The 20,183-nt window shown below is 67.7% G+C and carries 15 protein-coding genes and 1 tRNA gene; 10 read left to right on the top strand and 6 right to left on the bottom strand.

The features are described from left to right. Nucleotides 1-191: 191 nt before the first annotated feature. A complete protein-coding gene (locus DLJ59_RS23495) occupies nucleotides 192-2,351 on the bottom strand; it encodes a TerD family protein (RefSeq protein ID WP_124774768.1) in 2,160 nt (719 codons plus the stop codon). Nucleotides 2,352-2,403: 52 nt separating this feature from the next. Next, nucleotides 2,404-2,535, bottom strand: a tRNA-OTHER gene (locus tag DLJ59_RS36430). A gap of 156 nt (nucleotides 2,536-2,691) precedes the next feature. Between DLJ59_RS36430 and DLJ59_RS23485 the strand changes: the two genes are divergently transcribed. From DLJ59_RS23485 to DLJ59_RS23450, 8 genes are all read left to right on the top strand, one after another. Next, on the top strand, nucleotides 2,692-3,462 hold the full coding sequence (locus DLJ59_RS23485; protein WP_124774766.1) for a hypothetical protein: 771 nt from the start codon (nucleotides 2,692-2,694) through the stop codon (nucleotides 3,460-3,462). A 174-nt stretch (nucleotides 3,463-3,636) separates the two neighbouring features. Next, complete coding sequence (locus DLJ59_RS37595) at nucleotides 3,637-5,634, top strand: DUF6361 family protein (protein ID WP_244236185.1); 1,998 nt, start codon at nucleotides 3,637-3,639, stop codon at nucleotides 5,632-5,634. Next, on the top strand, nucleotides 5,621-5,794 hold the full coding sequence (locus DLJ59_RS36425) for a hypothetical protein (RefSeq protein WP_158630894.1): 174 nt from the start codon (nucleotides 5,621-5,623) through the stop codon (nucleotides 5,792-5,794). Before DLJ59_RS37595 ends, DLJ59_RS36425 begins: the two co-directional genes overlap by 14 nt. Before the next feature lie 71 nt (nucleotides 5,795-5,865). Further along, nucleotides 5,866-7,371, top strand: a complete 1,506-nt coding sequence (locus tag DLJ59_RS23470) for a phospholipase D family protein (RefSeq protein WP_124774764.1) — start codon at nucleotides 5,866-5,868, stop codon at nucleotides 7,369-7,371. After that, nucleotides 7,368-10,463, top strand: coding sequence for a helicase C-terminal domain-containing protein (locus DLJ59_RS23465; RefSeq protein ID WP_124774763.1), 3,096 nt, complete (start codon nucleotides 7,368-7,370; stop codon nucleotides 10,461-10,463). The genes DLJ59_RS23470 and DLJ59_RS23465 overlap by 4 nt, the downstream gene beginning before the upstream one ends. Before the next feature lie 279 nt (nucleotides 10,464-10,742). Further along, on the top strand, nucleotides 10,743-11,450 hold the full coding sequence (locus tag DLJ59_RS23460) for a hypothetical protein (RefSeq protein ID WP_124774762.1): 708 nt from the start codon (nucleotides 10,743-10,745) through the stop codon (nucleotides 11,448-11,450). Nucleotides 11,451-11,459: 9 nt separating this feature from the next. Continuing rightward, the gene (locus DLJ59_RS23455) at nucleotides 11,460-11,777 is read left to right on the top strand and encodes a hypothetical protein (RefSeq protein ID WP_124774761.1); all 318 of its coding nucleotides are present in this window, start codon (nucleotides 11,460-11,462) and stop codon (nucleotides 11,775-11,777) included. Between the two features lie 41 nt (nucleotides 11,778-11,818). Further along, entirely contained in the window at nucleotides 11,819-12,568 is a 750-nt protein-coding gene (locus tag DLJ59_RS23450; protein WP_124774760.1) for a DEAD/DEAH box helicase family protein, read from the top strand. Nucleotides 12,569-12,580: 12 nt separating this feature from the next. Here DLJ59_RS23450 and DLJ59_RS23445 read toward each other — a convergent pair whose 3' ends face one another. Then, nucleotides 12,581-13,180 (bottom strand): hypothetical protein, encoded by a 600-nt coding sequence (locus tag DLJ59_RS23445; protein ID WP_244236184.1) that lies wholly within the window; start codon nucleotides 13,178-13,180, stop codon nucleotides 12,581-12,583. Between the two features lie 99 nt (nucleotides 13,181-13,279). Between DLJ59_RS23445 and DLJ59_RS23440 the strand changes: the two genes are divergently transcribed. Beyond that, a complete protein-coding gene (locus DLJ59_RS23440; RefSeq protein WP_124774759.1) occupies nucleotides 13,280-13,537 on the top strand; it encodes a transcriptional regulator in 258 nt (85 codons plus the stop codon). Here the strand turns inward: DLJ59_RS23440 and DLJ59_RS23435 are convergent. The 3 genes from DLJ59_RS23435 to DLJ59_RS23425 form a co-directional block, all read right to left on the bottom strand. Continuing rightward, a complete protein-coding gene (locus tag DLJ59_RS23435) occupies nucleotides 13,523-13,819 on the bottom strand; it encodes a PadR family transcriptional regulator (protein ID WP_244236186.1) in 297 nt (98 codons plus the stop codon). The genes DLJ59_RS23440 and DLJ59_RS23435 overlap by 15 nt on opposite strands. Nucleotides 13,820-14,019: 200 nt before the next feature. Further along, nucleotides 14,020-15,270: a class I SAM-dependent methyltransferase gene (locus tag DLJ59_RS23430; RefSeq protein WP_244236183.1), complete on the bottom strand. Its 1,251-nt coding sequence runs from the start codon at nucleotides 15,268-15,270 to the stop codon at nucleotides 14,020-14,022. Between the two features lie 479 nt (nucleotides 15,271-15,749). Continuing rightward, a complete protein-coding gene (locus tag DLJ59_RS23425; protein WP_124774758.1) occupies nucleotides 15,750-18,485 on the bottom strand; it encodes a sugar-binding protein in 2,736 nt (911 codons plus the stop codon). Nucleotides 18,486-19,008: 523 nt separating this feature from the next. On the opposite strand from DLJ59_RS23425, the gene DLJ59_RS23420 reads away from it, so the two are divergent. Continuing rightward, nucleotides 19,009-20,157 (top strand): ROK family transcriptional regulator, encoded by a 1,149-nt coding sequence (locus DLJ59_RS23420; protein WP_124774757.1) that lies wholly within the window; start codon nucleotides 19,009-19,011, stop codon nucleotides 20,155-20,157. The last annotated feature ends 26 nt before the right edge of the window (nucleotides 20,158-20,183 follow it).

The following is a 20,183-nucleotide window of genomic DNA, read 5'->3' as shown; positions in this document are numbered from 1 at the left end:
CTGGCGACCGCCGACCTCATCCGGATCGACGGCCCGATCGCATGAGGATGAGGCCACAGATTCCTGTGGCCTCATGGTGAGAGCCGAGGAAAGCGCAGGGGCTGGAATAACCACATCCTCCGCTTGCGCGGAGGTTCCCGAGTTGAACGGAAATAGAAGGAAGCACCCGCATGGCCTCGACTGTCACAGACCTACTCAGGGATCAGCTCACTGAGCCGATCCAGTGTATATGCCTCCGACCCGACTGGCAGGTCCTCGGGCGCCTGAATGCCGATGAACGTGACCGGCTCGTCCGGTAGCCGACCGTCCCACGTCATCACCTCGGCCCTTGCGCGCCATCGGTCGACAAGGTAGCCGACGGTAAGGTAGCGCCGCTCCATCAGTGCTCGTACACGGTCGGCCGTGGTGATGGCGTTGCCCTCCACCCGATTGAGTGACGGCGCACCCCGCAGGTACAGGTGCAACCACACGGCCTGCCAGCCGCCCTCACCCTTGGCGAACACCATCGGCAGCGCGACCCGGCCCTGGCCGCGCAGGTGCGAACGCGCCCGGACCGTCCGCGCGTCAAATGGCGCACCGAGCTGGTCCTGCGTGCGGGTCTGGTAGCCGAACATCGACTCGGCGACCTCGTCGAATGATTCACCCGTGTAGATGTAGACCTGCGGAACCACATAGTGCCCATCGGTCGTCATGGGCATATCGATGAACTCGGTCGCACCGTTCGTCGCGTCGGTGATGTCACCGGAATACACCACGCCGTTGTGATGGTAGTTCGTCCACGACACCTGACCTGCTGCGTGGAACTCGTCATCGAGCAGCAGCACCGAGAGGTCGTAATCGGTACGACGACTGGACTGGCGCCAGTACGTGAAGAAGCGCAGCAGCTCACCGGACACCGATGCCCGCGACCCCCTTGGCAGGACCGCGAAGCCGCCCTCCGCCGCCCTGCCCGACAGCGGCAGTGCGACGTCGAGCACCTCCGGGTCCACCAGCAGCGGCCGATCCTGCTTCGGCAGTCGGGCGCTGATCTCCGCGTCGAGCAGCGACGACAGCTCGGCCACCAGCTCGGCCGGCAGCGGTGGCCGCTCATCGGGGCCAACCCATGCGTTGCGCGAGCGGCTCGCGTACATCCGGGCCGACACGGGCGTCAGCCGGTTGTCGACATGCTCCCGCAGCGAAAGCAGCACTCGGCCCGACGCCGAGCCGAGTGCATCGGTGACGGCGTCGACGACGGCGGTACGCTCCGACGCCGACGCGACCCGCAACAGCCGATCCGCCGACCGCAGGAGCAGGCCCGGCGCCGCCGACAGTACCGATGCGGCCGGGCCGATAGCTCCGGCACGGATCGCCGCCTCCGCGCGGCCGGCGAGGTTGCGTACCCGCCGCTCGCCACGCGCGACCGCGAACACCTCCTGCGCGTGCGGCCACTGGTCGTACTCGTGCGGGTGCAACCGCTCCCCGAGCCGCTTCCACCGCTCCGCGTAGCGCACGACGTCACCGAGCTTGTCCGGACTCGAACCGACGACGGTGTTCAGGGCGGCAAGCAGCATCCGCCGCTCCGGGCGCCGGAAGGCGCGGAATCGCGTGGGCTTCACGAGCGAGGCGTCCCCGCCGGACACCTGACAGGCAAGGCGCAGCACGTCGGTCGTCGTGTCCACGCCGACCAGCGGCCGACCGAGGACGAGCCGGATTCCGTTGAGCACGGCGCGGTTCTCCCGTACCGGGATCTCGGCCGGCTGCGCGCCGTCCACGCAGGCGACCGCGAGCTCGGTGAGGATCGCGAGGTCCGCCTCACCGAGTGGCGTCGAGCTACCAGCCAGGGCCAGATAGAGCCGCGCAGCCTCCACGTCGGCGCTGTCGCCGAGACGCAGCAAGGTCACCCGGTCACCGGCAGCGGCGATGAGGTCGTCATGCGCGGCCAACAGCTGGGCGTAGGTGTGCTGGTAGGCCCCGTAGGCCGGTAGGTCGAGCAGGTTCACTCCGCCCGAGCCGACGGCGTCCCGCAGCTGCTCGTCGGTAGCCGTGCCCCCGTCGGTGACGACAGCCGCCCGAAGCCGGTCCGTCCAGAACTCCACAGTGTCCGGAACGTCGTCCGGGAACCCAATGAAGTAGGCGTTGTGCTGGACGTGATCGCCCACCAGTTCGCGCACCGCCGAAACGACAATGGCGGCCAGGTCCATCGCCGGCGCGGGGGCCAGGGTGCCGATGTGTTCCAGCAGGGCCCGCGACGCCGAGAACCCGACATCGAGCAGGGCCGCGTCCAGTTGCCGCGCCACCGACGTGCCATCGCCGGCCGCGCCGGTGCTGGCAGGCACGAGCAGGCTCCTCTGGACGATCAGCTTCTCGAGCACGTGGTTCCCCGTTCCGGTCAACTCCGGCTGTTGCCGACACACAGCTGCGGCATGGTGGGTCGCCGGGGACTCGAACCCCGAACCATTCGATCCAACTAGGAGAAGGAAGCGCACCCATCACCGCGCAAGCGGGGAGCAGACGCACTACTCAGTCGAATGCTCTATCCAGTTGAGCTAGCGACCCAGAAGTCGATCATCGCACCGACCGGGCTGACATGGCTATCCCGTTTCGACGTCACTGCCCGACGCGGCTCGTGGAGGCTGACGTAGTCCCAGCGCTCCCCTGCCGGCCCACTCAACGGCGCGAGCACGTCGGGGGCAGCTGGCACCATTGCGCGGTATGAGCAGGGATGACAGCGACGAAGCATACGTAATTGGGCTGTGTAACCGGGTGTTGGGCGAGCAAGCCGCAGCACAGCACCGCTTCGACTGGCTGCTTGGCGACCCCTCCACCAACGGACGACGGACGATGCTGCCCGTCGATGGATACTGGCCCACCCATCGACTCGTCGTCGAGTATCGCGAGCTACAGCACGATCAGCCCGTGGCGCACTTCGACAAGCCGGACAGGCTGACCGTCAGCGGAGTTCATCGCGGCGAACAGCGGGCCCTGTACGACGCGCGGCGAGACACCGAAATACCTGCCCACGGACTTCGGCTGATCGTGATCCGTCCCGGCGATCTAAATTCCGACAGCCGTGGCCGCCTGCACCGCAGCGTGGAATCGGACCTTGACGTCATCCGCAAGCTGGTCGGCCGGTACAGCGACGAAGACCGAGTCACGGATGCGTTCCGGGCCTGGCTGATTTCCGAAGGCTGGACGCCTGTCGAGCCGACCGATCCGTGGGCTGACATCGAAGCCGTCCGGGGGGTGGAGCGGCTGATCGGCGAGGTGAAGGGGAAGACCAGCGAGCCCGGCATCGATGCGGACATCGCATACGGCCAGCTACTACGTCGAATGACCAGCGTCTCCACCGCCGTTCGCCATGCGTTGATCGTTCCGACTGCATCCGTCAGAGCCGTCCAACGGGTTCCCGCCCACGTTCGCGACCAGCTGCGCATACACCTCTACGAAGTGACCGCCGATGGCCAGGTACGGCAGGTTGACTGACAGGTTGAACTGGACGGCGCTGAAGATCCGTCGATCTTGTGCGCTGGAGGGCTGCTGCTGTCGCGTAACTTGCTCGCGGCGAACCACAGCGGCATCCATGTACGGCTGAATGTTCAGCAGCGACCATCGATCGGATCATGTTCAACCAAGTACAACGGCACCTAGAGTGGTGCGGTGCTAACCATCGGCGTTGACCTGGCCGCCGCTGACAAGCGTACGGCGATGGCCACCGTCGAGTGGCTATCGGGCCGTGCGGTGGTGCGGGACCTGATCCTCGATGTCAGCGACGTCAGGATCGTCGAAGCCAGCCAGCACGCGGACAAGGTCGGGTTGGACTGCCCGCTCGGCTGGCCGGAACCTTTCATCGCGCTCGTCACGGCCCACCAGGCGGGCAACATTGCCGTCGCCGACGGCGAGGGCACGCCGTGGCGGCGTCGCTTGGCCTATCGACAGACTGACGAGGTGGTGCGCCAGAAAACCGGCATCGTTCCGCTCAGTGTGGCTGCGGATCGCATCGGGCACGCCGCCTTCCGATGCGCCGGGCTCCTGTCGATGCTTGCCGCCGCTGAGCAGGATGTCGATCGTTGCGGCGACGGCAAGATCGTCGAGGTGTATCCGGCAGCGACCCTACGCTGCTGGGGGTTGACGCATCGTGGTTACAAGGCCCGAGATCAGCGACTCCAGCACCCCGACCTCGTGACTGCGGTGTGCGCGGCCATGCCTTGGCTGGACCTGGGGGCGTTCGAGACGCTGGTCCGGCGCAGCCACGATGCGTTCGATTCGGTTATCGCGGCCCTGTGCACGCGTGCCGCGGCGATCGGGAAGGCCACCAGGCCGAACGACGATCAGCGGCTCGTACCGAGGGCTGGATCGCTCTGCCCACCTGTCCTCCCAGCGGCCTCATCGAGGTGGCAGAAGCATAAGCGGAAGGCACTTATGGCATCAGGCCTGAGTTGGCTGGACAGTTCCCGCGACGATCAGCAACGCATGCGGGAGTTGCTCAAGCTTTTCAGCGATACGGAGAGCCGGGACGAGCTGGGCATAGGTCAGATCCGCGACGCGATCAGCGACCTGCTGTTTCCGGGTACTTCCGTCATCCAGACCCGGGCCCGGTACTTGTTGATCGTGCCGTGGTGCTTTCAGGATGCGCAGCGGCGTGGGCTGCGCGGTGACCGACTCGCAGCGCAAGTTGATCGCAACGAGCGGAAGGTGATCGACGCACTCCTCCGTGGGGACGACACTGAGGGTGTAATCGGCCGGCGGGCCGGTGTCGGGGTGCGGACGCTGCCGTCGAGCATCTATGCCGCGGCGCTGTCGCGGTACGGCATCCGTGCCGGCGGCGATGAAGCGGCATCGGACCGTCGGTTGACAGCCGGCCTGGCGGAGGCCGAGGAACTCACCGAACGATCAAGCTCGTCCTGGTATCCGACTCTGCCGGTGCCACCGGCAAACTTCCCTACCCAGGTCGAGGGTGGGCTGCGGCTACACCCGGACGAGGCCCGATGGCTGCGCGAGCGAATCTTGGCTGCAGCGCCGAGCACCCTGCTGGCGCACCTTCTCGAGCCCGAGAACCGCCCCGGCTGGGACAGTGAGGCGCCGTGGGAGGAGCCGGCGGCGCTCGCCGCGCCGGATCAGATCAGCTCAATGGTGCGGGATGCTGCGCTGTTCTCGCTGGCGATTCACGGCGCGGCGTTGCTGTACAACCTGCTCATCGCCGAGCGGTACGAAAAGGCCGGCCTGACCGAACGTGAGGAGCCGATGGCCTGGTACCGCGACGCGCTGCTGAACTGGAACGGCCGGGTGTCGGCGGAGCAGGGCTTTAAGAGCTGGGACCGGTCGGGCATGTGGACCCGGCTTATCGAGAAGAACCCGCGGATCGCCGCGAACGTGGCCGCACGTCGGTTCATTGACCGATGGCTGGACGCGGTTATCAGCGGTGCCTCGGGCGACGCCGCGAACGACCAGAGCCTGCGGAACCTCGTGGCCGAGCGGGAACGGTCGGTGAAGAAGGGGCAGTCGCGGCTGGTCAACGACAAGTTGCTTCAAACGTGGAGCGGCGCGTCGGGCAGCCGACGCCTGGTGTTCCGTTGGCCGCAGGTTCGCCGGATCCTGGCTGACATTCACGAGGGCTGCGCCGTCGACCTGCCGGAGGCTGCCGATGCTCGCGCCTGACTCCCGCTCGTTGTTGGTGGATGCTCTGCGTCCGCCACTGGGCGCGCGGCTGTCCCGGGCCGTGGCGTTGACATTCACCCTGGACCTGGAGAGTCTGCTGGTCGCACCGCTGGCGTTCGCCGCGCACGGTCTGCGTGAGTCGACTGATCCGATCGCGTGATGGAGGGCGTACGGCGCTGCGCCGACCGCATAGACGTGTTCTGTCAGACGGGGCAAATTGTGGTGCCACCGATGAGGTCGGCGCTGTTGGCTTTCGTCGAGCCGATGGTGCACCAGGTGCGCCGGCCCAAGCCGGGTCACCTGTTCCACCCGAAGCTGTGGGCGCTGCGCTTTCACGACGAGTCGACCGGGGAGACATCGCTGCGGCTGCTGGTCCTCAGCCGCAACCTGACCAAGGATCGCAGTTGGGACGTGTGCCTGCGCCTGGACGGCATCGTGGGCACTCGCCGGTTGGCGGGCAACCGGCCCTTGTTCGACCTCGTGCAGCACACGTTGCGGCTGACGGTCGGCCCGCTGTCGACGGACCGGCGGGTGGCGATTGAGCAGCTGAGTGAAGATCTGCGTCGGGCCGAGTGGGAGTATCCCGAGGGCGCGCGGGAGATGTTCTTTCATGTCCTTGGGGTGCCCCGTGCGCGTCCACCAGACTTCGATGGCACGCGTCACCTGATCATCTCGCCGTTCTGCACGCCGGGCGGTGTGGACCGGTGCGCACCGAGCGGCCAGCTGACGGTGGTGAGCCGGCAGGAGACGCTCGACTGCCTGCCCGACGAGACCCTGGCCGGTCCCGAGGCGCTGGTGGTCAACGCCCTGGCCGGTTTGCCGTCGGACGGCTCGCCGTCCGGCCTGGAGGTGCTCAGCGGGCTTCACGCGAAGGTGTACGTGGTGGAGAAGGGCCGTCAGGCGCGGGTCCTGCTCGGCTCTGCCAACGCTACCGATGCGGCGTTCAGCGGCAACGTCGAGCTGCTGGTGGAGCTGGTCGGTGGCCGCACCCAGTGGGGCATCGACGCTCTCGTCGGGCCAGCTGCGGGTTTCCGGGAGATCCTCGAACCCTACGAACGCCATGGTGTCATCGAACCAGAGCCGGAAGGGGCCAAGCTTCGTGATCTGGTCCGTGACATCGCGGCAATCCCGCTGTCGGCCACCGTCTCGTCCGAGGCCGACGGATATCGGATCCTGCTGTCCTCCGAGGACGCCCTGCCCGATGCGCCAGGCGTGCGGATAACCGCGCAGTTGCACACCCGCCGCGGCGAGGCGGCCGTGCTTGGGCCGGGATTGCCGGTCGATGCGGCGTTCACCGGCCTTGCGCTGGTCGACATCACCCCGTTCGTCGTCGTCACCGCTGAGGACAGCACCGGCCGGGAACAGACCGTCGTTCTCGCCACCCTGATCGGCGACCCCCCGCACCGGCTCGACCACGTCATCGCCCAGCAGATCGACACACCGGAGAAGTTCATGCGGTTCCTGCTGCTGATGCTCGGCCTCGGTACTGACGCCGCCGCCGCAGTGAGCGGCGGCGTCGGTGGGCATGGCGCGTGGCGCACCAGCGGGAGCGGAATTCTCGAATTGCTGCTCAATGCATTGGTCGACCTGCCAGAACAACTCGACGACTTGGCCGGGCTGGTCACCCGCATCGAGGCCAGCGGCGACAGCAGCCGCCTGCTACCGCCTGGCTTCGCCGAGCTGTGGCGGGTCATCACGGAGGCGCGGGACACGATGACAGCGGCGGTGAGCGCGTGAAGCGCTACGATGCCGGCCCCGTCATGGCCGGCTTGAAGGACTTCCAACGCGCCACCGTCGCGCATGTTATCGACCGGTTCTTTGGCAGCGACCGGACTCGCCGGTTCCTGGTCGCCGACGAGACCGGGCTCGGTAAGAGCGTCGTCGCGCGCGGCGTTATCGCGCAGACCCTGCAGCGACTGCAGGACGACGACAGCGTGAAGCGGATCGATGTCATCTACGTCTGCTCCAACCAAGATGTGGCGCGGCAGAACATCGACCGGCTACGGGTGACTCGCGACGACACAGTCACCCTGTCCAGCCGGCTCACCCTGCTCGCCAAGCACACGGACAAGCTCCGCGCCGCGACCGCCAGCGCCGGCAAGCCGATCAACCTGGTCGCCTTCACCCCCGGCACCTCGTTTGACCAGGGGTGGCGGACCGGTACGGCGGAGGAACGCGCGCTGCTATACCTGATCCTGGAGCAGGCGAGCTCATGGGACGGTTGGCGAGCCCGGGCGGCGTTGCGGGCACTGCAAGCGGGCGTAGCAAGGCCCGAACGTTTCAAGGAGCGGTGTGACCGGCTGCGGGATCATCTGGGCGGGAAGCTCGACCGGACCATCACCAGGGAGTTCCTGCGCCAGGCCCGACGGCGGGGCTTACTCGGCGAGTTCGACGCTCTGCTCGACGGGATCGGCCGGCGATCCGCCCTGCCCGACGAGCTGCGGGAGAACGCCCGCAAGCTCACCGGCGATCTCCGTACGGTGCTGGCCACCGCCGGCGTCGAGGTGCTGGAGCCCGACCTGATCATCCTCGACGAGTTCCAGCGATTTCGGGAGCTGCTCGACCCGAACGGCGGCGAAGGAGCCGAGCTGGCTCGGCACCTGTTCGACTACGGAGCCGCCCGGGTGCTGCTGCTGTCGGCCACCCCGTATAAGCCTTTCACCTTCGCCGAGGAGGCTACCGGCGGCGAGGACCACTACGCCGACTTCCGGCAGGTGCTGCGTTTCCTCAGCGACGACGAGTCCTGGCACGCTGACGTCACAAAGGCGTTCGAGGCGTACCGGGACGCCCTGATACGCGGCGAGCCCTGCGGCGACGTGCGCGACTGGCTACGCGGTCTGTTGCTCCGAGTCATGTGCCGCACCGAACGACCCATGCTCGCTCAGGACGGGATGCTGCGCGAGCACATCAGCCTGGCCGACGATCTCGACGCTAGTGACGTGCGCAGCTACGTGGCGATGCGCAAGATCGCCAAGACCGTTGGCGCCCCGATGACCGTGGAGTACTGGAAGTCCGCTCCGTACTTTTTGAATTTCCTCGACGGCTACCAGCTCGGGGACAAGGTCCGAGCGGCACTTGGCGCACAGCCGCACCCCGAGGTAAGGACGCTGCTGGCCTCCGCGCAGCTGCTCGACGCCGAAGCGATTAGTCGTCGTGAGCCCGTCGCACTCGGTAACAGCCGGCTACGGCAGCTCGCTGCGGACACTGTTGACCGGGGCTGGTGGCAGCTGCTGTGGTTGCCGCCGTCTCTGCCGTACCACGCGCTCGGCGAGCCCTTCGCCACAGCGGCGCGCGAGGGCATCACCAAGCGGCTGCTGTTTTCGTCCTGGAATGCCACGCCCACGGCGGTGGCAGGGTTGCTCAGCTATGAGGCCGAGCGCCGGCTGGGCCAGGCCAGCGAAGGGCACCGCCACTTCGACTACCGCATGGAACACGGCCGTCCGGCGGCGATGAGTGTCCTCGCGCTCTTCTGGCCGCACCCCGCCCTAGCCGCGTCGTGCGATCCGCTGGTTTTGGCCCGGCAACGGCCGGACGAGACCGCGCCGATCGATGTGTTCGAGCGGGAGATCCGGGAACAACTGCTCGCTCGTGCCTCCGTCGAGACCGAGACCACCGATGGCAGCCCGGCAGAGCCGTGGGAGCTCGTCTTCCGCTGGCCCGGCGCTGATCCCGGCAACGAGGACGCAGCCGCGGCCCTGGGTACATCCGGCGACGAGGAGGGTGCAGCCACCGGCCTGGACCGGCACGTGGCACGCGCCCGCGAGCTGGCGAGCCACGCCGACTACCCGGCAGTGAGCCACCTGGACGGGCTGCTGGACAGTCTCGCGGCAATCGGCCTGCACGGCCCCGGCAACATCGCCTGGCGTGCCCTGTCCCGGCTGGTCCAGCCAGACAGCACTGTCACACCGGCAGGCCAATGGCGCGCCGCCGCGCTCCTCGCCAACGGGCTGCGATCCCTGTTCAACCGACCCGAATCCGCCCAGCTGATCGAGAGCCTGGCTTTGGGCCAGGTCTACTGGCAGGCGGTGCTCCGGTACTGCGCGGCGGGGGGCCTCCAGGCCGTGCTCGACGAACAACTGCACACATTGCGCAGCGCCGCCTCCGACGCGCCCCTGGACAACGACGAGCTTTATAGACTCGCTGACGAGGCGCGGCAGGCGATCGCCAGCCGCCCATCGACGTACGTCGCGTTCGACCCGCACCGCCCGGGTCAGCCGATCAAACTGCCCGGCCGGTACGCGCTGCGCTACGGCGGCCGCGGCGAGGAAGAATCCCAGGTCGACCGCAAGGTCGCCGTGCGCGGGGCCTTCAACAGCCCGTTTTGGCCGTTCGTCGTCGCCACCACCAGCGCCGGTCAGGAGGGTATCGATTTCCATCAGTGGTGCTCGGCCGTGGTGCACTGGAACACCCCCGCCAATCCAGTCGACTTCGAGCAACGTGAGGGCAGGGTTCACCGTTTCGGTGGACACGCCGTACGCCGTAACATCGCGGCGGCACATCGGGCCGACGCCCTGCGCTCATCCCAACCGGACGTGTGGATGGCCCTCTACGAGGCAGCCCGAGCCGAGTCCGGAGAACTGGGCGACTTCGCGCCGTACTGGGTGTTTCCCGGGGCAGCAAAGATCGAACGGCATGTCCTGCCCTATCCACTCAGCCGCGACCAGGCAAGGTACGACCGACTTAAAGCCGACCTGGTGAGGTACCGGCTGGCGTTCGGACAACCGCGGCAGGAGGACCTGCTACTCCTCCTGCAACGAAATGAGGCCGGCAAGGCCGGCGTACCCGAAATCCTGGATCTGCGCCCCAGACCCGAGGGTAGCCAGCGGTGAGCTCATCCTCGTCGCAGTCTGCGCGCCGCTGCCGAGCCACGTCCGATGTCGCGTCGGGCGACGTCATTCGCCCGTGGCGCTGCTGCGGGTCGTAACTCCTCCCCGCGCCACAGGATCCTCCGGCCGCATCGCGCCCGACTATCGGCGCCCAACCTAAGGGACGTCTCGCAACTCCCCGGCATCGCTTTCCGCGACAGGTCCTCGCCATATCGACGCGTCCAGCCCAGCGCCCGGGGCCCCCGGATCTTGGTCATTCACGTACCGTGGTCCTACCTTGCCGTGGCGGGTGCATCACGGAAAGCGTTGAGCGAGCAGAAAGCCGGGGGGCGAATGCAGCAGGGCAGCGGGCACGAACGCCCCAAGCTGACAAGTTTGGACTTTCTGGGCGACGATTCCGCCCTACGCGAGCATGCCGATCGTGCGTTGCGCGAGACGGGTGGTGAGCTGCGACCCGACGAGTGCTCCGGCGTGGACCAGACCGGCTCCGTCCGCGTGGTGGTCGACACCCAGCGAGACGTCTCAGCTGTCACCATCGCTCGCGACTGGCGCAGCCAGCTCAGCCCCAACAGGTTCGCCGATGCGCTCTTCGAGGCGTACGTCGGCGCTGTGCAGGCTGCCCTCGAATTGGCGGCGCTCCTTCATCTGAATGCGGAACCGAGTGGTCCTGCAGTACCGGATCAGGAGCCGCCCGACAGGAGTGCCGATCGGGACGTCGACCAGCACACCTGGCTGCGTGCGACCTGGCGGACGCTGAACGACCTCGATGCGGAGTTGGACGCTGCGGCTCGCCCGTTCAGGTCGGCAGGCGAGTCGAGCATGTCGAGCCCCGACGGCTGCCTGACGTTGCACATCCGCGGAGGCGGCATTACCGGCATCACCGGCGACGCCAGGCGGATCGCACGGGCAGACGCGGGCGAGCTGCAGTTCGAAGCCCGTTCCCTCTTCGGCGCGTTCGAGTTGGCCCGCGCCGGACGGACTGGATCGTGAGGTAGTGAGATGGATCCACTGAACGTCATCACCGACTCGCTTCGTGATGAGGGAGGCAAGTGGCTGCAGCTGTCGGACCGGGTCGCCGCCATCAAGGTCGCTGCGGAGCAGTTGCACCTCGACCCCTCGGCCTTCTTCATCGGCGACGCGAACGTTCTCATCCACTCGCTGGCGTACAGAGATTTCCACGCCTTCATGGTTGACATCCTGAGTGGAGCGGTGACGGAATTCGACCAGGTTGGCAAGGCTCTGCGTCGCATCGCCGATGAGTACGACCGGGCCGACGAGGCCGTCTCACTGGACCTCAACGAGATCTTCAAGGCCTAGCGACATACCGCGCGACGTTCGGAGAGGGCACGGAGCACCCCATGCAGCCAGGTACCACTAATCTCGAGTACGGGGAACCGTTCAACAAGGCGTTCGACCACATCCGCTCCGGCATCGACACGGCGATCGCCAAGTTCAACGAGATCGTCGAGCAGGTACAGCAGTGGAAGTGGCTCCTCGGACCGGCAGCACTCTTGTGGATCAAGCACAGCCTGGATGTCACCAAAACGGCACTGAACGCCGTCCTCGACCGCGTCGACCAGGCCTTGGAGCATCAGCTGCCGGTGCTCTCGCTGATCAACGTGAGCTTCCGCTGGGTCAACGACGTGAAGACCCCGGTCTCCGAGCTTTCTTCCGCCACCACCGACCCGGCGAACGAGAACCTGCCCAAGTGGACCGGCGACGCCGCGAGTGCCTACAACGCCAAGGCACTCAAGCAGAAAGCCGCGGTCGACGAGTCCGTCGTCAAGTCGGAGTTCATCAGCCAGTGGCTGTTCACGATCGCCAAGGCGAACGTCGACTACGCCGTCGAACTCGCGAAAATCGTCACGGGAATGGTCAGCAAACTGGTACAGGCAGCCGGTGAAGCGGGAACCGTCGTCGACCTACCCTGGGCCGTCTCCACCCTCGCCGAGTCGGTCGGAGACGTGGTCAGCGCCGGCATAAACGCTCTGCTCACCATCGGCCAGCGCTTCGTCGACGCGCTGGGCAACATCCGGGACATCGCCACGCAGGTCGGCGACCACTCGAAGCTACCCGGTGGGCGGTGGCCGGAGGCCGTCCGCGGATGACCGACCGGCGCATCACACCGTGGGTACGGCCGCCTGGGTCGCCTTGAGCAACGTCAGCGCCTTCGATGCAAGCGTTTCGGTGGCGGTGTACGAGGCACCGCCGACAGCCAACCACACCTTCACCACCAGGTTGGCCGTGCGCGCGCGGACCATGTACTCGGCGTACTTGAAGCCGGGCTCGGAGCGCCTGGTGAAGGCTTCGGCCTCATCGCCCACACCGGTGATGACGCCGGCCGGCGTCATCACCGTCACCTGCGCCGTGGCCCGGTAGAGCAGCCGAGCCTCCTGCTCGCTGGCCGGCGTGGACGCCTCCACCCGCAGGTTCGCCTGATGCCCGTCCTTCGTTCGCATCTCGAACAGACACGCCGCACCCGGCTGCCCCAGCGGTGGTTTCGGATCGGTACGGGCCACCGTCAGGGACAACTCCTCCAACGGCTGAAGATCCGTACGCTTGCACAGCTCCAGATCTTGAGCGCGATACATCGGGCCGGCCGAGGCGGTGGGCGCGGTGGGGGCAACGCTGCTGCTCGTGCCCGAACCGGCGGTCGGCGCACCCACCGGAGCCGAGCCACCGTCACAGGCGGCAGCGGCGAGCACCACAACGAGCGCCACGACTAGACGAGAGACACCGGCCGACGCAGACACGTCTCGAACATACCGGCTGCGAAGCTGGCAGACTGCCCGAGCGGCGAACCACTATGGTGCCGGGGTATGACCGCCGTAGAGTTCCCGGAGCAAATCGCCCGGACCCGCATGGTCACCGCCCGGGCGGTCCTGCAGGGCCAAGCCGATCTTCGTACGTACCCCTATCGCCTGCTGGCCGTGGTCTCCCAACACGGCATCGGCGGCGGCAAGGTCAGCGAGGCGGTCGCTGCCGCCGAGGTCCTCGGCCAGTTCGGCTGGGACCTCGTCAACATCTCGGAATTCGCCTCCAACAAGATCGTCTACGCCTTCCTACGGAGACGGTGACGAGGGTTCTCTGACCCTGCCGGACCTTGTACGGCTGGGTGGGGTGACCCCCATCGGACCGTAGCGTCGACCGACAGTCAACTCGTAGACCGTGCGTGGTGGCCGGTTGCCTATCCGCTCGGGCAGCCGGGCGGAGACCATGCCTGCCTTCTCGACCGCCTTCAGCAGGGACGTGACGGTGCTGCGGGTGACCGAGAGGTGTCCGTATCGCTTGCGTAGGCGTGTCGTGATGTCGTAGCCATGCGCCGGCTGCTCGACGAGGAGTCCGAGTATCGGCAACACCAGGCTGTTCCGTGACGCGTTCAAGGGCACCCAGGCAACCTGTAGGCGTATACGCCTATCTTGCAAGACGGAGCCGGGCGCCCGAAACGGACTCTCCACACTGGAGTAGTGGTCCCGCAGCGCCGCGTACACCGGGTAGGGGTCGAGCTGGAACTCGGGCGTCCCGAAGTCGCGGTCCGCTCCGGCTCGCGCGGGCGCGGTCACCGCATCACCGCCGCGTCCGACGCGCCGTCCGGCTCCCGCACGGCGGCGAAGCGCAGCCGGTGATAATCGGCGTACCAGCGGCCGTCGCGCAGCAACGTCGGAGCGGCCAGCTCGTTGATCCGCGTCAGGACGGCGTCGCGCCGGCCCGGCGGCACATGGCCGATCAGGGCCCCGCCGAACATGGCGACCCAGTCGGCGACGCCGCCCGGACAATCGGTCAACTCGGTGGGCCGGGCGAAGTAGTCCATCCGCAGCACCTGGAAGCCGTGCGCCTCCAGCAGGGTGGCGTACTGCCCGGGGCTCGGGAAGTACCACGGCATCCGCGCGCCCTCGGTCAGGCCCAACTCGGCCAGCGCGGCGCGGACGGCGGCGAGGATCCTGGCCACGTTGTGCGCACCGCCGAGTTCGGCGACGAAACGCCCACCCGGCAGCAGCGCGCGACGGACGGCGACGACGACCTCCGCCGGACGGGTCATCCAGTGCAGCGCGGCGTTGGAGAACACCGCGTCGACCTGCTCGTCGATCAGGAAGTCGTGGCCGTCCGCGAGCAGCACGTCCGATCCCAGCCGGGCGGTGGCCGAGGCGACCATGGCGGGGTCCCCGTCGACCGCGATCACCCGCGCGCCGCGCGCCGCGATCGTGGCGGCCAGTTCTCCGGTGCCGCACCCCAGGTCGAGGACGGTCTCGCCGGGCACCGGGGCGAGCAGCTCAACGACACCGCCCGCCAGCGCGGACACGTAGCCGAACTGACGGTCGTAGCGGTCGGCGTCCCACCCGGAGGCGGGCTGAGACTCGTGGACGGAGTGCTGGGTCATCGTGTCACCCTCGATCAATCTGCTGGAGCATGAGTTCGGTGGTGCCGCCGGCGAGCGGCAGGCCGGTCGCGTCACGCAGGGCCCGTTCCGCCGGATGGCCGCGCGGTAGCCGTCACCACCGGAGAGGTGCAGCGCCTCGTCGGCAACGACGTGGGCGAACCACGCGCTCGCGTGGTGGGCGTCGATGCCGATGTGCAGTCGGTGGTACGTGATGCCGTCGGCGGGAAGCCCGAGGCGCAGGTACTGCTGTGCGAACTGGGCGTCGGTGTCGCCGGCGGACGCCGCGGTGCCCAGCCGGGTGACGTTCTCGAGCAGTTGGGCGTAGGCGTCCTGCTCGGCGTACGAACGGTCGAACTCTTCCTCGGACAGGGCGAAGCGGCTCACCAGATCGGTGACGAACGCCGTGGGTGTGGTGCTCAGCGTGGCGGGCATCCGGGTGCGCTCCTTGTAGTCGGTATAGCCCGAAGCATTTCCCGGCCGTCTGCACGGCTTCGCTGATTCTTCTGTATCCGCAGGTGGGAGCGCACGCGCCGCGCCGCGAGGAGCACGGTCTCATCGGCGACGTGCGGACGCTGCGCTGGTGACGCACGACGGCACGGTCGACCCGCTACACCTGGGTGCGGGACACCTCGTTCTCGTGCACGCGCTCGTCGGCCTCGGCTTCACCGCGGAGGTTGAACGTGCGTCGCGACGCACTGCGCAAACGGGATCCGGCAGGCTGAGGCCGACGCAAGCGAGCGTCGTGAGCTGCCCATCAGATGGTCGAGGAGAACCGCCGGCTGCGGGAGGAGGTCGCTGAGCTGCGTCGGGCCAACGAGATCCTGCGGGCCGCGAGCAGTTGCGCTCATGGGCCGAGCCTCGCGGCCCGGCCCATGAGCTTGTGCGTCAGGTCGACGCGGTGAGCTGTCTGATCAGCCCAGCTGCTGGGCGAGTCCGGCGGTGGCACCGCCGGACTCGTACGAGACGAGCAGCGAGGAGCCGACCGGAATGGCCCCGTTCAGCGGCAGGACCAGCGTACGGTCCTTACTCAGGTTGGCCGTGCTCTGCGCCACGACCCGCTGTCCGTCCCAGACGAAGACCCGGGCGGTGCCAGGCTGCTTCACGTGCAGCTCAACCGAAACCGTCGAGTTGGTCCGGGTAACCTTCTTGATCTTTACGGTGTTACCCGGCAGCGCCGCGTAGCCACCCGGTGCCACCCCGTCCGAGGCGGACTGCAGGATGGTCTGCGGCGAGTCGACGCTCTGCGCCGCGGTGTCGGGCATGATCGGAGCCTTGGGCGCCGACGGCTGCGCCGTCAGACCTGGCAGGGTCGCCACGCCCCAGCGCCACGGGTCAGCCCGCACGCCACTCCAGGTCGACCAACCAACCCGCGTCTGCCCGGACAGGTCCTGCGTGTCCGAGTCGTTAACCAGGATGTTCATACCCATCCGGTTCGGGTCGATGGTGTCCGGCAGCGCGCTGAACGGAACCTTGACCTCGATCCGGTACCCGGTGTAGGGGCTGTTGGTGACGACAGAGGCGACTTCGAGACCCGGCGCGGTCTCCGGTCCGCCCTGGTGGTTGTCCCGCTCGCGGGCGAAGCACGGCGGGTTGCCGTTGGCCGGGTCGTTGGTGGCCGGGAAGAGCGCCACGTTGAACACGGTGGAGGTGTTCGCCGAGTTGCCGCGCGGGTCGATGCCGAACTCGATGTTGTCGTTACGGCGCGGACGCTTGCAGTCCTCCGGAGGCAGGACGGTGCCGAGTACGTCATCGGTAATGTTGAAGACGGCGTACAGGGCGTCGTCGGTGTAGGTGAGCTGGGCGGTGCCGGAGATGTCCGACGCCGGAGCGGCGGTGCCCTCCCAGCGCGTCGAGATGTCGATGACCTCGCCGGTGTACTCACCGGGTGAGACCGTGCCGTCGACCGACGGCGCGGTGCTGGCCCGCGTGATCGTGGTGACCGGCACCAGGTTGAACGCTCCCGGCTCGGTGGCGCTGCCACCGTCGAAGCTGGTCTCGATCCGCACCTGGTACGCGCCGTTGTCCGGCGCCCGGTTGGCGGTCGGCAACGACGTGTCGGTGTTGGTGACCGTAAAGGTCACCGAGCCCTTGGCGCCCGCCTGCAGTCCGCTGTACGGCAGTTGCTGCTCGGCCACCGAGAAGCCGGCCGGCAGGTTCAGCTTGACGTTGCCGGACTGGGTCCGGTTGCTGTGGTTGGTCAAGTTGACCTTGACGCTGCGCGTGCCACCGCTGGGGATGTTCAGCAGGGACTCGATGAGCGCGTCGAGCTGCTGGGTCTTGTTACGTACGGTCCACTCGCGGAAGTCGGCGATCTCCTCCAGCGGTTCGAGCGTGCCCCGCACCGGAGCGGTCGCCTGCACGAGCGCGCTGCTGGTGCCGCTGCCGTCCTTCTTGCTAGTCAGTGTGGCGTTGATCCGGAATCGCGTACCCACCTCAAGCTGCGCGGGAGGGGTGACCGTGAAGCTCTTCACGACCTCCTTGCCCGGGGTGAGCGTGCCGACGTTGCCGTTGCCGGTGACCTTCCAGCCGGCCGGAACCTGCAGGGAGACGTTGGCGCCGGGAATGGCCTTCTCGGCGTAGAGAACCGTGTCGACGCGCATGGGCTGCCCGGCAAGGACCTCCCAGTTCTGCGCGCGCACGTGGACCTCTGTGCCGAGCGGCAGTCCACCAGGGGCACGGAGGTTGGCACCCTGGAGCGCACCGAGGCCGGCGCCCACGTTCGGGTCCGGGTACGGGGTGCGGGTGTCGATCAGGGTCAGCCGGTTGCAGCCGATGCTGGCCGGGTCGGTCGTCGGGAAGGAGCTGTTGCCCCAGCCCTGCGACGCGTACTCGCGGCGGGCCCAGGTCTGGACCGTGTTCCATCGGTTGCCGTCGTGACGCGCCGACTCGTAGCCCTGCCAGGTGCCGAAGATGACGTTGCTGGCCTCAGCCGGGGTGAAAGTGGTCTCGCAGGCGGGACCGTTGGTCCCGGTGGTCCCACTGCCACCGGCCTGGAAGATACGGGAGACCCGCCAGGGTTTGAGCCCTTCCTGCTTGATCTGCTCCGGGAACGCCTTCGGGTCGGCCGCGGCGTAGAAGGCCTCGACGGCCAGCATGGCCGCCTTCTGGTGGTTGCCGTGGTTGCCCTGGGTCGCCGAGGGGTTCATCGTGAGGATGACCTCGGGCTTGGTGGTCCGCAGCACCCGCACGATCCGGGAGAGGGTCTCCTGGTAGCCCCAGACCTCCTCGGTCAGCGGAGCGCTGGCGGTGTACCAGAAGTCAAGAGCGTCCAGGTTGTAGACGTTTTCGACGCCGGCCCAGCCGACCGCCCGACGCTCCTCGGCCTCCCGGAGGATGCCGAGCTCGGGGCCCTCCTCAAGGCCGGTGGCGTTGCCGCCGCCCTCGCCGCGGGTGGTGGTGATGACGCCGGCCCGCATGCCGTGATACTCGTTCCAGTACCCCAGCATGCCGAGCTGGCCGGCCTCGTCGTCGGGATGCGCGCCGATGAACATGATGTCCAGGTCGACCGGCTTGATCGGCTTGTCGGACGGCTTCTTGGGGGATGTCTGCTCGGGCGATGGGCCCTTGGGACCGGCCTGGACGGGACTGGCCAGGCCAAGCGACAGCAGACCGCACAGGGCGATCGACGCCGTGGTGCGCCATTTCATGGCATACCTCTTCGTGTGGGGGCGAGTGCTGCGTGGGACGGTTACAGGCCCGGCAGGAGACCTACTGGCAGTTGGCTCCTGCCGGGCCTGAAGCGTGAACAGCTGTCCACTGGAGACCGGAGACGGTCTCCACGAGTGCGTGTCGCTCGACAGTGGGGGTAGTGGTGCCTGCCCAGCGTCACGTGGTGAGCGGTACGCACAGTGGTAGGGATGGATCCACCGAAGGCCTTCGGCCGGTAACGCTAGGGATCTTGTCGGCAGCCAGTCAATAGCTCAGGACGACTTTCTTCCTTCTTTGAAGAAACGATGTGCCTGTTCAAACCCCATGGGCTATCGCTCTGCATTGGTGATCGGAGGCTTTTGTCCGCCTTTGGTCCGGACGACTTCTACATTGAGGCCGGATTAGTCCGATCGGACGGAGGAATCCTCGGTGGTGTCCCTTGTGGATCTACGTTCTCCCTCGTCGACGGCCGAGATGATCTCGTTACTTGACGCCACCGTTTTTTCTCAGTAGGAAATAACTGTGTCCGACAAAGCCCCGACCAGCCCGGTCAGCCGTGAACGGTCCCGTGAGATCAAGCGTCTCTCGGTGATCCTGGCTGCCCGGCAGGCTCGACTGCTGTCCCGCGTTGATCTCGCCGAGATGACGGGACTCCCGGCAGCAACGGTGACCGCGCTGGTGCGGGAGCTCATCGCCGAGGGTTACCTCATCGAACGGGGACCGGGTGCCCCCACCACCGGCCGTCCCCGGGAGATGCTCGAGTTCAATCCACGTGCCGAGCTCGTCGCCGCGGTCTCGCTCGAACCGTCCCGGATCAGTTGCGAGATCGCCGACAGCGAGGGTGCGCTCATCGCGCATCGCACCACGCGATTCAGTGGCGACGTGGTCGAGACCATCTGCTCGTTCGTCCTGGACCTGGTCGGCCACAACCTGCCGTCACTGCGCGGCGTCGCCATCGCGGTGCCGGGCGTCTCCACCAACGGCGCGGTACGCCTCGCGCCATCGGTGGGACTGGTCGAGGCGTGGCCGATCGGCGAGTCGGTTCAGCGACGACTCGGCGTGCCCGTCGTCGTCGACAACGACGTCAACCTGATGGCCGCCGGCGAGTGTGTCGCCGGCGCCGGAGCGGACGTCGCCAACCTGTTGCTGATCCACGTCGCGGACGGCATCGGCGCCGGGCTCGTGCTCGACGGCAAGGTCCGCCGGGGCGCCAGCGGAGCAGCGGGCGAGGTGGGCTTCCTGCCGCTGGACGCCGCACCCAAGCGCAGCTACAGCGGCGTCGGCGAGTTCGAGGCCCGCTGGTCGGTGAACGCCATCGCCGAGCGGTTGGTCGCCCTGCACCCGGGGCGGCGACCCGAGTCACCGGTACGGGAGCTGATCGAACTCGCCGCCGCGTCGCGTCCGGCCCGCGACTACCTCGACGAGGTTCTCGACGCCTGGGCCCGACTCATCCTCTCCTGCGTCTGTGTGATCGACCCGGGGATGGTGCTGCTCAGCGGCGCCGCCGCGGAACTCGACGACGCCGCACTCGAACAGCTTCAAGGGCTGCTCTCGGCCAAGACACCCGCCCCCACCCAGGTACGTCGGGCCACCCTCGGCGACCAGGCCGTGCTGCACGGAGCGATCAGCTACGCGCTGTCGGCCGCGGTTCCACTGCCCTCACTGCCCTGACCACCCCACGAGCGACGACCCCACAC

It is taken from the genome of Micromonospora inaquosa, from assembly GCF_003857055.1.
In the GTDB taxonomy this organism is placed as follows: Bacteria; Actinomycetota; Actinomycetes; order Mycobacteriales; family Micromonosporaceae; genus Micromonospora; species Micromonospora inaquosa.
This window is presented reverse-complemented; position numbering and strand designations above follow the sequence as displayed.

Bases quoted from the DNA above. Each gene is read 5' to 3' on its own strand.
- DLJ59_RS23485 (WP_124774766.1), top strand. From the start codon at position 2,692: ATGAGCAGGGATGACAGCGACGAAGCATACGTAATTGGGCTGTGTAAC.
- DLJ59_RS36425 (WP_158630894.1), top strand. From the start codon at position 5,621: ATGCTCGCGCCTGACTCCCGCTCGTTGTTGGTGGATGCTCTGCGTCCG.
- DLJ59_RS23470 (WP_124774764.1), top strand. From the start codon at position 5,866: ATGAGGTCGGCGCTGTTGGCTTTCGTCGAGCCGATGGTGCACCAGGTG.
- DLJ59_RS23455 (WP_124774761.1), top strand. From the start codon at position 11,460: ATGGATCCACTGAACGTCATCACCGACTCGCTTCGTGATGAGGGAGGC.
- DLJ59_RS23450 (WP_124774760.1), top strand. From the start codon at position 11,819: ATGCAGCCAGGTACCACTAATCTCGAGTACGGGGAACCGTTCAACAAG.
- DLJ59_RS23440 (WP_124774759.1), top strand. From the start codon at position 13,280: ATGACCGCCGTAGAGTTCCCGGAGCAAATCGCCCGGACCCGCATGGTC.
- DLJ59_RS23430 (WP_244236183.1), bottom strand. From the start codon at position 15,270: ATGCCCGCCACGCTGAGCACCACACCCACGGCGTTCGTCACCGATCTG.
- DLJ59_RS23425 (WP_124774758.1), bottom strand. From the start codon at position 18,485: ATGAAATGGCGCACCACGGCGTCGATCGCCCTGTGCGGTCTGCTGTCG.